Genomic DNA, 13,021 nt, shown 5'->3' with positions numbered 1-13,021 from the left:
CCTCCTATTCGCATTCGCCGGTGCAGCTCACCGGCCGGTTGCATCATGCCCCAGCCACGCAGCCATGAAGCCGTTCAGCCAATCGGTGACCCGGTCCTCGTGGTGCAGGGCCTGCTGGAAGTGCTGCTCGCGCGGCTGCGCGCCCGGCAGCTCAAGCATGTGGCCGGCCTCGGTGATCCAGGCTGAGAAGATGCGCACCGTGGTTTCGGGGTGGAATTGCAGGCCGTAGATGCGCGGGCTCAAGCGGAAGCCCTGGTTGGGAAAACGCTCGCCCGTGGCGATGCGCTCGGCCCCGTCCGGCAGTTCGAAGCCCTCGGTGTGCCACTGGTAGAAGGGCTGCGGCGCGGGCAGCAGGTCGTGGCCCGCTTCGCCGGGATGGACCGGGGTGTAGCCGGCCTCGATCAGCCCCTCGGGGTGCTTGCCGACGCGCCCCCCGTGTGCCGCCGCCAAAAGCTGCGCGCCCAGGCACAGCCCCAGGAGCGGCTTGTCGCGCTCGGTCCAGGCGCGGATGAAGGCCAACTCGTCGCGGATCTGGGACGTGGTGTCGTTGGCGCTCTGCGGCCCACCGTAAACCACGGCCGCCGCGTAGTCCTCGCCCGGGTCGGGCAGCGCATCGCCGCGGAACGGGAAGCGCTGGTCCAGCTCGTAGCCGGCGGCTTCCAGCCAGCGCGTCACGCGGTCGCCGCGCGCCTGCTGCATCTGGAAGATCTGAAGCACGCGCTCGGTCATGCGCGCGCCTCCCGACCCCGCGCGTGGGGGTCATGCCGGGGCGGCGCGGCCGTCGTCGCGGCGCACGAGCGTGTCCAGGTCGGCGCGCAGCTCGGCGCCGGCCACGCCCGCGTCTTCCAGGTCCTTGAGGTGGCTCTTGAGATCGCGCACGACAGCATGCAGCGGCGGTCCATTCCGGGGCACTAGGGAATCCGGGCCTGCGAGCCCACGCGCGAAGCGGGCCAGATGGCCCTGCACCGCGGCCGCGTGCTCGCGGCCCAGGGGCGAGGCCGCCAGCGCCAGCAGATAGCCCAGCCGGGCGCCGGGAAAGTCGATCAGGGCGAGCACCCGCGCCACGGCGTCCGCGACGCTCAGGTCTTCCTCGCCCGCCGCGAACGCCAGCCGCGCCCGCCGGGTTAGCGCGGCCGCCATCGTGGGGCCGCCCACGATGCCGCCGGGCGAGATAAGCCCTTGGACCAGTGCCGCCAAGGCCTCCTCGTCACCGCCGCCCTCGCGGCGCAGCGGCTGCACGCCGCGCAGCCCCCGATCCACGCGGTCCAGCAGGATGCTGCGCGTCTGCGGCAGCCCCTGCCGCGCCGCCAGCGCCCGAACGGTCTCGGCGGCGCGCGTGGGCATGGCACCGTCGCCCTGCCCCTGCGCCAACTGGATCAGGCCCTGGAGCCCGGTTTCCAGCCCGTCCAGGTGGGGGTGCCAGTCCACGATCCGGCGGATCGCGTCGGGTGTGTCCAGAATCTCGGCGATCGCCCCGTCGGCGGCGGCGAGGGTATCGCCGTCGTCGCGCGCCGCAAGCTCCGCGAGGGCGACGACCTTCTCGTCCCAGTCGCCGCACAGGCGCAGGTAGTGCGCCACCGCGCCGGAGGTGTAGATGGCCACCGCGCCGTCCGAGGCGTCCTGGGGCAGCACCGATCGCACGCCCGGCACGCCGTCGCGTTCCAGGGCCTGCACCAGCCCGCGCCGCGTCTGCGTCTTGTGCGCCCAGCGCTGCACCGCGTCGGCGGCGCGGTAGAGGGCGTCCATGCGCTGGCTGTGCGAGACGCCCAGGGCCTGCGCCTGGAGCCCCGCCACGCGCCCCAGTGCCTTCGGCGCCATGCTATAATCGCCCATCAGCCGGCGCAGCCGCAGCGCGTCGTGCAACAGTTCCAGCGCCGTGATGCCCTCGGCGTCGAGGTATTGGCGCAGCAGCCGCCCCACGGTCAGCCGCGCCGGCAGGCCGTAGTAGTCGGTGAGGCGCTGGCAGACGGGCGCCGTCTCGATGGGCTCGATGCGCAGGCTGGCACCCGGCTGGACGGCGCAGTTTTCCTCGTGAACGTTGCGGGGGCGGAAGCGGCGCTCCTCGAACACCGCGACGCGTTCGTAGCCCGAGCCGGGGCTCTGCGCCACCTCGCGCGCCCGCGACACCGCCGGCGCCTTGTCCGCGTGCGCGGAGTCCAGGAACCAGCGGCCGTCGGCGCGGCCGTAAACCTCGTACCCGCGGGCTTTCATGCCGGTGCGCGTCCCATCCTGGTGCGGCCAGGCCCGTCCCTGCCTGCCCTCATCACGCTCGAGCCGTCACAGGATGGACACGTAACGCTCACGAAGTGAAGAAATCGTACATACGCAGGCGCGCACGCGGGGGATTCAGACGGCGAGGTATTGCCGCCGCAGCTCGGGATCGTCGGCGAGCGCCGCCATGCGTGTGGTCTCGGCGACGTGGCCCTTGTGCAGCACCACGGCGTCGTCGGCGACGGCGCGTGCGAAGCCCAGGTTCTGCTCCGCCAGCAGGAGCGTCAGGCCCTCGGCCTTGAGGTCGGCCACGGTCTCGCGCATGCGCGCGACCACCTTGGGCGCCAGCCCCTCCGAGGGCTCGTCGAGCACCAGCAGGCGCGGGTTGCCCATGAGCGTCCGCGCCAGGGCAAGCATCTGCTGCTCGCCGCCGCTCGTCGTGCCCGCGCGCCGATCGCGCAGCCCCTTGAGTTCGGGGAAGAGCTCGAACACCCGCGCTTCGTCCCAGCCCGCGCCGTCCGCGCGCGACCGGCGCCCCACCGCGAGGTTCTCCGCCACGCTCATGTCGGGAAAGATGCGCCGGTCCTCGGGCACGTAGCCCAGGCCCAGGCGAGCGATGCGCGCGGGCGGCAGGCCCGTGATCTCGGCGCCGTCGAAGGTGATGGAACCGCGCTCGGGCGTCACCAGCCCCATGACGGCCTTGAGCGTGGTGCTCTTGCCCGCGCCGTTGCGGCCCATGAGCGCCACGGCCCGGCCTTCGGGGACGCCGAAGCCCACGTCGAAGAGCACCCGGGCGCGGCCGTAGCGCACGCACAGCCCGTCCACGCTCAGCACGGCGCCGCCTCCCCGGCCCCGTTCGGCGCCGGTTCGTCCTCGCCCCCGCCCAGATAGACCTCGCGCACGCGCGCGTCGTTGCGCACGCGCCCCGGCGGGCCGTCGGCGATGAGAGCCCCCTGGTCCATCACCGCCACACGGTCGGCGTGGTCGAAGACGATGTCGACATCGTGCTCGGTGAAGAGAACGGCGATGCCCTGTTCGTGCGCCAGTTGCCGGGCGAGCGCCATCAGCTTTGCGCGCTCGCCAGGCGCCATGCCGGCCGTCGGTTCGTCCATGAGCAGCAGCTTGGGGTCGTTCGCCAGCGCCACTGCTAGCTCGGCCCGCTTGACATCGCCGTAGGCCAGCAGCCCGCACGGCCGGTCGGCGAGGTCGGGGATGCCCACGCGCGCCAGCAGGTCCGTGGTGCGCCCGCGCTGGAAGCGGTTGGCGCGCGTGACCAGGTCGCCCAGCCGTCGCGCCCGCGACAGCAGCGCCACCTGCACGTTCTCCGCCACCGTCATCGAAGCGAAGGTCGCCGCCACCTGGAAGGTCCGTCCCACCCCCAGACGCCAGATCCGCCGGGGCGGCAGGCGGTCGATGCGCCGCCCACTGAGGCGGACGGAGCCCCCGTCGGCCTTGAGCTGCCCGCCGATGCAGTTGAAGCAGGTGGACTTGCCGGCGCCGTTGGGGCCGATGAGCGCCAGCATCTCGCCGGCCGCCAGGTGGAAGGTGACGTCGTCGACGGCCACGACGCCGCCGAAGCGCTTCATCAGCCCGCGCACCGCCAGGACCGGCTCGCTCATCCCGCACGCCCCGTTCGCGTTGTCAGCCACGCCTTGACGTTGCCCACCAGCCCGCGCGGGAAGGCGACGCACAGCAGCACGATCGCCGCGCCCACGACCGCGCGCCAGGTGTCCGTGGCGCTCATCAGCACGGTCTTGAGGCCGTCGTAGACGCCCGCGCCCAGCAGCGGGCCGATCAGCGTCTGCACGCCGCCGAGCAGCACCATCACCAGCCCGTCGATCGACATCGGGATCGCCAGCACGGCCGGGAAGACGCTGCCCTTGAGGAAGGCGTACAGCCCGCCCGCGAGCCCGGCGAAAACGCCGCCGAGCGTGAAGCCGAGCCAGCGCTGGCGGTGCAGGTTCACGCCCACGGCCTCGGCGCGGCGGGGGCTGTCGCGCGTGGCGCGCACGCCGTAGCCAAAGGGGGCGAAAACCGTCCGCCAAAGCAGCGCGATCGCCGCCGCCACGACCGCCAGCGTCAGCCAGTAAAACGCGGTCACGCCGCCCGCCCAGGGCGCCGGCCAGACGCCCAGGATGCCGTTGCTGCCGCCCGTCACCGCGACCCACTGGTGCGCCACCGCCCAGGCGATCTGGGCGAAGGCCAGCGTCAGCATCGCCATGTAGACGCCCGACAGGCGCACGCAGAACCAGCCGAAGACGAGCGCGCCGAGTCCCCCGGCCAGGGGCGCCAACAGCAGCGCCCCGGTCATGGGCGCGCCCGTGTACTGCGTCAGCAGGGCCGCGCCGTACGCCCCGAGCCCCAGATAGGCGGCGTGGCCGAAGGAGATCATGCCGCCCACGCCGAGCACGAACTGCAGCGAGGCGGCGAAGAGCGCCATCACCAGGATTTCCGTGGCCACCGAGATCACGTAACCGCCCGCCACCGCCGGCAACGCGGCCAGCGCCGCCACCGCCAGCGCCGCGGCGGCGGCCGTGCGCGGCCCGCCCGGGATCAGCAGCGGCTCGCTTTCCCCGTGGGTCGGGCTGGCCTGCAACTCGGCGCGGCCCAGCAGGCCCTGCGGGCGCACCACGAGCACCACCGCCATCACGAGAAACAGCAGGACGATGGAGATCTGCGGCAGGATCAGGATGCCGAAGGCGTTCAGCTCCGCCACGATCAGCGCCGCCAGGAAGGCGCCGAGCACCGAGCCCATGCCGCCCACCACCGTGACCACGAAGGCCTCCGCGATCACGGCCATGTCCATGGTCAGGCTCGCGGCCTCGCGCGGGAGCTGGAGCGCCCCGCCCAGCCCCGCGAGCGCGGCGCCCAGCGTCACCGTGGCGGTGAAGAGGCCGCGCTGGTTCACGCCCAGCGCCCCCACCATCTCGCGGTCCTGCGTGGCGGCGCGCACCAGCAGCCCCCAGCGCGTGCGCCGGAAGGCCCAGTGCAGCCCCACGAGCACCAGCGGCCCCAGGGCGATGAGGACGAGGTCGTAGGTGGGGATGGCGCGGCCCATGATCGCGACCGCGCCGTCCAGCAGCGGCGGCCGCGGGGCCACGAGATCCTGCGGCCCCCACACGGCGAGCGCCACGTCGTCGACGATCAGCACGACGCCGAAGGTGGCGAGCAGCTGGAACAGCTCGTGCGAGCCGTAGAGCCGCCGCATCACCAGCAGTTCGAGCGCCGCGCCCACGGCGCCAACCGCCAGCGCGCTCGCCAGCACCCCGGCCCAGAAGCCCAGGCCGCCCGCCAGCGGCATGAGCGTGGTGGTGAGCGAATACGCGCCGTAGGCCCCCAGCATGTAGAGGGAGCCGTGGGCGAAGTTCACGATGCGGGTGACACCGAAGATGATGGTCAGCCCGGACGCCACCAGGAAGAGGGCGGACGCACTCGCCAGCCCGGTCAGGCCCTGAGCGACCACGAAATCCATGCGGCTCCGGGGAACTTGGCGGACGCGCGAACGGCCTCAGCCGCCACGACGGCGCCGGGACGATCCGCGTCCGGGGTTGGGAGGCACAGCCGCACAGGCCCGGAAAAACCGGACCAGCACGTGATCCCGTTTTTCCGCCATTGCCGGCGGGCGGCCCCGCCGGACGCCTGCGCGCGGCGCCGGGTTATTCCTCGTCGCGCTTCAGCTTGAACTGGGCATCGGTGGCCTGGGGCTCGTGCGCCTGCAGCGCGGTCTTGTTCTCGTCGGTCCAGCTGGCGATCTGCACCGCCTGGGCGGCCTCGGGATCGTCCTTCTCGCTCTCCGCCTCGGTGGCCTCCAGGACGTAGAGCCCCTGGTCGTCCACATAGAAGGTGTGGTCGCCGAAGTTTTCCTTCAGCTGGCTCATCGCCGGATTGTCCTCGGGGATCGGCTGCAGGCCGGTGCGCTCCTCGACGACCTTGGCTTGCTCGTCATTCAGCTTCATCGGTCACAGTCTCCTGCGGGTGGGCCGGTCGGGCGACCGGCGGATGACGGGGAGCCTGCGGGCAGGCCGTCCCGTTCTTCAAGTGCTTCGTGCCGTATCGATTGGGATGATTGTCCAAACCGTGCCGGCGCACGCCCTCAGTTGCCGGCGGCAGTCCGCCACTCGGCAGCCGTGTCGTCGGACGGCAGGTACGCCTCGCCGGGCTTGTAGGTCCAGTCCACCAGCGCACCCCGGCCGTCCCTGACCGCCGTTTCGCCCACGAACGTGCCCATCGTGGACTGTTGATCGACGCTGCGGAAGCGAATCCCGCCGAAGGGGGAGTCGAGCGACAGCCCACGCATCTGTGCGGCGACAGCATCGGCGCCGGCCTCGCCCGCCTGCTCGATCGCCTTTGCCAACGCGTGCAGCGCGGTGTAGCCGACGACCGAGCCCATGTAGGGGTGCTCGTCGAAGCGCGCGCGGTAGGCGTCGCGAAAGCGCGTGTGCGCCTCGGTGTCCAGGGTGTCCCAGGGATAGCCGGTGACGATCCAGCCTTCCGGCAGGTCCGCGCCCAGGGGCTGCATCCACTCCGGCTCCCCGGTGAGCATCGAGACGACGTCGCGGCCCTCGAACACCCCGCGTAGCTGGCCCTCGCGGGCGAACTTCACGAGGTCGGTGCTGAAGGTGACGTTGAAGATCGCGTCGGGGTCGGCGGACGCCACGGCCTGCGTGACCGACCCGGCCTCGATGCCGAACAGCGGCGGCCATTGCTCGGCCACGAAGTCCACGTCGGGCCGCGCCGCGCGCAGCAGGCGCTTAAACGCCTTCACCGCCGACTGGCCGTATTCGTAGTTGGGCGCGACGATGGCCCAGCGCTTGGCATCCAGCTTCGCCGCGCGTTCGGCCAGCATCGCCGCCTGGACGTAGGTGCCTGGGCGCAGGCGGAAGGTGTAGGGGTTGCCCTGCGACCACGCCAGCGCGTCGGTCAGCGGCTCGGCCGCGAGGAAGAGGCTGCGCCGCTGGGCGGCCGTGTCCGCCACCGCGAGCCCCACGTTGGACAGCAGCGTGCCCATCAGCAGCTCGGCGCCGTGGCGACGGATCAGCTCGTTGACCACGGTAACGGCCTGCCCCGGCGCCCCGCCGTCGTCGCGCGAAACCACCTCGACGGGGCGGCCGAGCACGCCGCCGGCGTCGTTGATCTCCGCCTGCGCCAGCTTCCAGCCCTTGCGGTAGGGGCGCGTGAAGGCCGGCAGCGCGGAATAGCTGTTCAGGTCGCCGATCACGATGGGGTCCGGCGCCGCGCGCGCGGCACGCGACACCAGCGGCATGGCGGCGGCCGCCGCCCCGGCGCGAAGCAGGCTGCGTCGCTGCACGATCGTTTCTCCAGCCGCACGGGTCCTGCCCAGCGTTGTAGCCGTGCGGCGGGCGGGTGCCAAGGCGGCGCGGCGGTTACTCGGCCCCGTCCTGGTGGTCATCCGTGTCCAGCTTCTTCTTGCTGGTCCCGCCGAGTACGGTGAACTGGCCGTCGCCGCCGGAGAACAGACCGCCTTCCGGCTTGCAGGTCAGGCAGTCGTCGTTCGAGGTGACATCCCTGGGGGCGTAGCCCTCGCCCGTGCAGCCGGCGGCGGCGCCGGCGAGCAGGGCGAGCGCGAGGGCGGTGTGGCGGTGGTGGCGCATCGTCTCCCCCTTCAACGGCAAAATTTCCCTTCAACGCGAAAACCCGGGGGCCGCGGCGGACCCCCGGGAACCGGTTCGGATACCGGATCGGCGGTTTAGAAGCGAACGCGGGCGCCGGAGATGACGGCCAGCATCTCGTCCGGATTGCCGATGGCGGTGCTGTTGCCCGCCGTGCCGTCGTTGGCCAGCGCGTTCACGTCCTCGATGTCGTACTGACGGCCGGTGATGTAGAGTTCGGCCGCGAGCGGCTCGATCTCCTGGAGCACGGAGACACCGAAGGACTCGGCCTCCGGCAGCGCGCCGCTGGGCGCCACGAAGGTGTCGTTGGCGCGGCCGGTGTAGTAGTCGATCGAGAAGCTGGTCGAGCCGACCTCGACGAAGTTGGCCTGGTAGCCGGCCTTCACGAAGAAGGCGTTCGGGTCCTCGATGCTGTTGCCGGCGTCCGTGGTGCCGTCGTTCTCGCTCGTGGCCCCCATGAACGTCAGGTTGATGCCCATCGGGCTCATCACGGACGCGGAGCCGTGGAAGGTGCTCTCGTCGTCCTCGTTCTCACGCCAGGCGGCCGCGGCCTCGACCTCGAAGCCCTGGAAGGTGGCACCGTACTCGATGCCCACGTCCGGCACCAGCTCGTCGCCGTCGTTGCGCAGCGAGGCGCCGATGGAGAAGCCGCCGAAGGACGGGGTCTTGTAGATCACGCGGCGGGCGCGGCTGCCGTCCAGGGCATCGAAGAAGTCGTCCACCTCGTCGTCGTCCGTGGGGGCGCCGCCGCCGGCGACCCGCAGGTCCTGCCCGTTGGCGTCGACGAACTCGAGGCCGCCGGCCATGTCGTCGACGTCGGAGCCGGCGCCGGCCTGCGCGGTGTTGGACAGGTCGACGTGGCCGGTGTCCTCGGACATCGTGTCGCCCTGGCCGATCGAGAAGTAGCCGATGCGCTCGTTCTCGATGAACCAGTGGGACTGCCGGAAGTTGCCCAGGTCGTTGAGCTCGTCCGCGTTGCCCTGGTTGGCGCCGAACTTGATCTCGTCGGTGGAGTTCACCTCGGCACTGACGACGATCTCAACGCCCGAGGTCCACTCGCCGAACTCGGTCTCGGCCAGGAACTCGAAGCGCGAGCCGGAGCCGTCGTTGTCGGCGACGAAGGCCTGATCCTGGTTCTCCTGCTCGGCGTACAGGACGGCCGAGTTGACGCGGCCGGCGACGGTCAGCGTCACCGGGTACTCGGGCTGGACCGAGCGATCGGCGGGCGCCGTCTCGCGGACGTCGTTCACCTGGCCCTGAAGCTCCTGCATGCGCTCACGCATGTCGTTCATCTGCTCGCGCAGCTGGCGGAGCTCTTGCTCGGTGTTCTGGGCGGCCGCCGGCGTCGCCAGCCCGGCCGTCATCGCCACCGCAAGCGCGGTGCCCGCGACCAGGCTGGCGCGGCGGGCGCTGCGCAGCGTGTTCGTCGTTGTGACCATCGTCCGTCCCCTCCTTGGTGCGCCCCGGCCGCGCCGTCGCGGCCCGGGCGGCGCTTGGTTCCGTGTCCGCGCGGCCTTCCGGCGCGGTGCGGCGCGGACGCTAGGGACGGCCCATTGCGGGTTCGTGACGGGGAGATGACGGACGGGTTACGCTGTAACGGCTCCGCGGGCAGTGTGGCGCAGCTGCAACAGACGGCGGCGCACACGGGAGGCCAGCCGGGGCCTGCATCAGGCATTCCGCGTGACGGCGCGACGACAACCGCCGCGGCGTTGCGCCGGCCTTGACCGCGGCAACGATGACGCCACGCTCACCGGCGATCGAGTCCGCCCGATGCCCTGGCACCGCGTGCGCGATCTGGTATCCATCGCGCGCGAGTGGCGGGCCGGCCCGACACCGCGAACCGACCACGGCCCGGTGCCGACCACCCTCGAGGAAGGAGTCACGAGCCCCATGAGCAGCGCGCGCGACGCCGCCAACGCCGACCGGCCGAGCGACCGCTCGGAGCAGATCCGTCAGTTCGTTCGCGGCTGGTCGATCGAGACCACCCCGAAGGGCGACGAAAAGGTCAACGACTACAACGATCACCTGCACCCCGGGACCAAGGTGGCGGTGACCTTCCTGCCCGGCTCGGACTACCGCGATACCGTGCGCGTGGCCGCGCGCCTGCGCCGCGAGGGCTTCGAGCCGGCGCCCCACATCGCCGCGCGCTCGCTGAAGAACAAGGGCGAGCTGGAGGACTTCCTGGCGCGCCTGCGCGGGGAAGCCGACGTGCGCCAGGTCGTCGCGCTCGCCGGCGCGGTGGACAATCCCGTGGGCGAGTTCTCGGATTCCATGCAGCTGCTGGAAACCGGGCTGTTCGACAAGCAAGGGATCGAGAAGATCGGTGTCGCCGGCCACCCCGAGGGCAGCCCGGATATCTCGGACGAAGCCATCATGCGGGCGCTGAAGTGGAAGAACGGCTTCGCCGAGCGCACCGACGCCCACGTCTATATCGTCACGCAGTTCATCTTTGAGGCCCAGCCGGTCATCGAGTGGGACCGCAAGATCCAGGCGGAGGGCAACACCCTGCCCATCCACATCGGCGTGCCCGGGCTGGCGACGATCAAGACCCTGCTCAACTACGCCCGCTGGGCGGGGATCGGCAATTCGATCCAGTTCCTCACCCGGCGGGCGAAGAACGTCAGCAAGCTGATGAGCACCAACGCGCCGGACGAATTGGTCAGCGACCTGGCCAAGTACTGGGCGGAAGACCCCAACTGCGGCATCGAGCGCATGCACATCTACCCGCTGGGCGGGTTGCGCAAGTCCGCGGCCTGGGCCAATGCCGTCGTCGACGGCGACTTCCAGTTCAAGCGCGACGGCCGCGGCTTCACGGTCAACCGCGACATCGGCTGACGCCGCCGGCCAATCCGCGGCGTTCCGCCCGGCAGCCCCGCGGCTGCCGGGCGGTTTTCGTTTTCGAGCGTGTTTAGAGCGCGTTGTGGCGGCGCATCCACCAGTAGCAGTCGGCGACCATGGTGTGCAGGTCGGCCGGCTCGTAGCCCAACTCGCGCTCGGCCCGGTCGGAGACGATGTGGGCGCGGGTGCAGGTGATCGCCGCGGCTTCCGGCGTCAGTCCCGGGTCGCGTCGCGTGACCGCGCCCATCAGCGCGCCCACGCGTCCCGCGAGGCGGAACAGCGGTGCCGGAACGGTGTGACCCGGCACGTAGCGCAGGTGCGCGAGGGTCGCGGCCTCGCGCACGAGGTCGAGGAAGGAGGCGTCGGCCCCGCCCAGCAGGTAGTTGGCGCCGGTGCGCCCGTGCTCGGCAGCGGCGATGTGGGCGCGCGCCACGGCTTCCGCGTGGGCGAAGGAGCCCTCTCCCGGCGGCGCCAGCGGCACCAGCCCGCGCGCCGCGGCGCGGATCAGCCGCCCCCAGGCGCGGGCGTCGTACCGGCCGATCACGTGGCCGGGGTTCACCACCACCGCATCCAGCCCGGCGGCGACGGCGTCGTGTACCGCCTTTTCCGCGGCATACTTCGAGCGCGTGTAGTGAATCCACGACTCCGCGCCCAGCTTGGGGCTGTCTTCCGTGATCCGGGCCTGCAGCTCGGGGGCGTAGACGTTCCAGGTGGAGGTGTGCACGACCCGGCCGGCGCCGCGCGCCCGCGCCGCGGCCAGGAGGTTCTGCGTGCCCTCCACGTTGACGCGCCACTGCTGCGCATCGCGCCGCGACCAGACGCTGGTGTTGCCCGCGACGTGAAAGACGACGTCGACGCCCTGGGGAATGGCGCGGTGCAGGCTGTCGGGGTCGCGAACATCGCCCTCGACGGGGGTGGCGTGAAAGCGGTCGAGGGGCTCGGGGTCGGCGCCCGGCCGGTGGAGGGCCGTGACCTGCCAGCCCTGTAGGGTCAGCTGTTCCAGCAGGTTCTGGCCGACGAACCCCGTCGCGCCCGTGATGAAGGCAGTGCTCTGGGACATGCCCGCTCCGCGGTGGTTGCCCGTCGCACGGTTGTGACGCCGCGGCACCGTCCCGGTCAACGCCCGGGACACCCGCACCCGGCCCCGCCTGCCGCCCGCGGCGGGGCCTTGCCAGCCGCCGCGCCGTACGGTATCCGCGCCGGTCGGGCGTGACCTGCGGGGGAGTAACCATGCCGCTCTGGCGCTTTGTCCCGGTGGCCGACCGGACCGACAGCCGCTGGCAGGACCGGCGGATCTGGCACGACGTCGTGGTTCGCGCGCCCTCGGCGGCGATGGCCCGCGTGCTTGCGGCCGACGCCGAGGAGATTTACGTGCCGCGCCATGTCGGCAACGAAGCGCCCGGCGGGAGCGGCGGGTTCGCCGATCCCAGCCTGTATTGGGTGGAACGGCTGAGCGCCGAGGAAGCCCCGGCCTACGGCGGCGAAAACGGCCCGATGGGTGTGGTCAATCCGGGGCACGCGGAAGAGCCGGCGCTCTCGGTCCTCTACGCGCCCAGCGTGGCCGCTCGCGCCAGCCGGCGTGTGCGCGAGGCGGCGGAAAACGCCGCCTGACGCCCGGGCCGGCGTCACTCCGCCAGATAGGTGTCCAGCATCCCGTCGTAGCGACCGCTGGCTTTCAGCTTTTCCAGGCCGCGGTTGAAGGTGTCGATGACGTCCTGCGCGGCCGCCGCCGAGCGCGGCGCCACCAGATGCAGCGCGTTTTTCTCCAGCACGAACGGCAGCGGCCGAATCCCGTCCAGGTCCCGAAACACGGCGGACGCGCTGGCGATCATGACCGGGCGGTTGGTTTCCACGAAGTCCACGCGGCCGCGCCGCAGCAAGCGGAAACAGGCACGCATCGAGCCCGGGCTGAGCCGCTCGATCGCGCCATCGGCGTACGCCGCCGCAGTGGCGCTCGACGGCGCGTAGCCGTCGGGCAGGCACGCGGTCGTGCCGTCGAGCTGGCGCGGCTCGGACACGGCAAGCGAATGGCCCTCCAGGACCCAGGCCTTGGCCTTCGTCTCCACGATCGGCTGGCTGTAGCGCAGCTTCCGCGCCCGCTCGGGGGTATGAACGTAGGGATAGGTGGCGGCGAACTCCCCGGCCAGGGTGGCCCGGTAGCCGCGCTTCCACGGCATGTAGCTCACCGTGACCTCGCGCCCGGCAGCCGCGAAGGCCGCGCGGACGACGCGCGTGGCCACGCCGCCGTGGGGCAGGTCGGGGTCGGCGAAGGGCTCGTAGCCGGGCCCGGTCACCAGCGACAGCGGCTCGGCGCTCGCCACGGCCGGCACCAGCACAAGCAT

The 13,021-nt window shown here is 71.9% G+C and carries 13 protein-coding genes; 2 read left to right on the top strand and 11 right to left on the bottom strand.

The features are described 5' to 3' along the window. Nucleotides 1-27 precede the first annotated feature (27 nt). From BLQ43_RS11800 to BLQ43_RS11760, 9 genes are all read right to left on the bottom strand, one after another. Complete coding sequence (locus BLQ43_RS11800) at nt 28-729, bottom strand: glutamine amidotransferase-related protein (RefSeq protein WP_090021129.1); 702 nt, start codon at nt 727-729, stop codon at nt 28-30. 30 nt (nt 730-759) lie between these two features. Beyond that, complete coding sequence (locus BLQ43_RS11795) at nt 760-2,211, bottom strand: hypothetical protein (protein ID WP_090021127.1); 1,452 nt, start codon at nt 2,209-2,211, stop codon at nt 760-762. Between the two features lie 135 nt (nt 2,212-2,346). Next, a complete protein-coding gene (locus BLQ43_RS11790) occupies nt 2,347-3,045 on the bottom strand; it encodes an ABC transporter ATP-binding protein (RefSeq protein ID WP_090021124.1) in 699 nt (232 codons plus the stop codon). Next, nucleotides 3,039-3,830 (bottom strand): ABC transporter ATP-binding protein, encoded by a 792-nt coding sequence (locus tag BLQ43_RS11785; protein ID WP_090021122.1) that lies wholly within the window; start codon nt 3,828-3,830, stop codon nt 3,039-3,041. The genes BLQ43_RS11790 and BLQ43_RS11785 overlap by 7 nt, the downstream gene beginning before the upstream one ends. Beyond that, the gene (locus BLQ43_RS11780) at nt 3,827-5,683 is read right to left on the bottom strand and encodes an ABC transporter permease (RefSeq protein ID WP_090021120.1); all 1,857 of its coding nucleotides are present in this window, start codon (nt 5,681-5,683) and stop codon (nt 3,827-3,829) included. Before BLQ43_RS11780 ends, BLQ43_RS11785 begins: the two co-directional genes overlap by 4 nt. A 184-nt stretch (nt 5,684-5,867) precedes the next feature. Then, nucleotides 5,868-6,167: a hypothetical protein gene (locus tag BLQ43_RS11775; RefSeq protein WP_090021117.1), complete on the bottom strand. Its 300-nt coding sequence runs from the start codon at nt 6,165-6,167 to the stop codon at nt 5,868-5,870. Between the two features lie 137 nt (nt 6,168-6,304). Continuing rightward, nucleotides 6,305-7,519 (bottom strand): ABC transporter substrate-binding protein, encoded by a 1,215-nt coding sequence (locus BLQ43_RS11770; RefSeq protein ID WP_245659567.1) that lies wholly within the window; start codon nt 7,517-7,519, stop codon nt 6,305-6,307. 76 nt (nt 7,520-7,595) lie between these two features. Further along, on the bottom strand, nt 7,596-7,823 hold the full coding sequence (locus tag BLQ43_RS11765) for a hypothetical protein (protein ID WP_090021113.1): 228 nt from the start codon (nt 7,821-7,823) through the stop codon (nt 7,596-7,598). A gap of 95 nt (nt 7,824-7,918) precedes the next feature. After that, nucleotides 7,919-9,280 (bottom strand): hypothetical protein, encoded by a 1,362-nt coding sequence (locus BLQ43_RS11760; protein ID WP_090021111.1) that lies wholly within the window; start codon nt 9,278-9,280, stop codon nt 7,919-7,921. Between the two features lie 451 nt (nt 9,281-9,731). Here BLQ43_RS11760 and BLQ43_RS11755 point away from each other — a divergent pair, with 451 nt between their 5' ends. Continuing rightward, nucleotides 9,732-10,676 (top strand): methylenetetrahydrofolate reductase, encoded by a 945-nt coding sequence (locus BLQ43_RS11755; RefSeq protein ID WP_090021285.1) that lies wholly within the window; start codon nt 9,732-9,734, stop codon nt 10,674-10,676. Nucleotides 10,677-10,749: 73 nt separating this feature from the next. On the opposite strand, the gene BLQ43_RS11750 is transcribed toward BLQ43_RS11755, so the two are convergent. Beyond that, nucleotides 10,750-11,739: an NAD-dependent epimerase/dehydratase family protein gene (locus BLQ43_RS11750; protein WP_090021109.1), complete on the bottom strand. Its 990-nt coding sequence runs from the start codon at nt 11,737-11,739 to the stop codon at nt 10,750-10,752. Nucleotides 11,740-11,909: 170 nt separating this feature from the next. On the opposite strand from BLQ43_RS11750, the gene BLQ43_RS11745 reads away from it, so the two are divergent. Further along, nucleotides 11,910-12,290 (top strand): hypothetical protein, encoded by a 381-nt coding sequence (locus BLQ43_RS11745; protein WP_090021106.1) that lies wholly within the window; start codon nt 11,910-11,912, stop codon nt 12,288-12,290. Nucleotides 12,291-12,304: 14 nt separating this feature from the next. Here the strand turns inward: BLQ43_RS11745 and BLQ43_RS11740 are convergent, their stop codons facing one another. After that, nucleotides 12,305-13,021 (bottom strand): substrate-binding periplasmic protein, encoded by a 717-nt coding sequence (locus tag BLQ43_RS11740; RefSeq protein WP_245659574.1) that lies wholly within the window; start codon nt 13,019-13,021, stop codon nt 12,305-12,307.

Origin of the sequence: Limimonas halophila (genome assembly GCF_900100655.1) — a bacterium.
Lineage (GTDB): Bacteria > Pseudomonadota > Alphaproteobacteria > Kiloniellales > Rhodovibrionaceae > Limimonas > Limimonas halophila.
The sequence above is the reverse complement of the archived record's forward strand: the minus strand, read 5'-3'. Positions and strand labels throughout refer to the sequence as shown.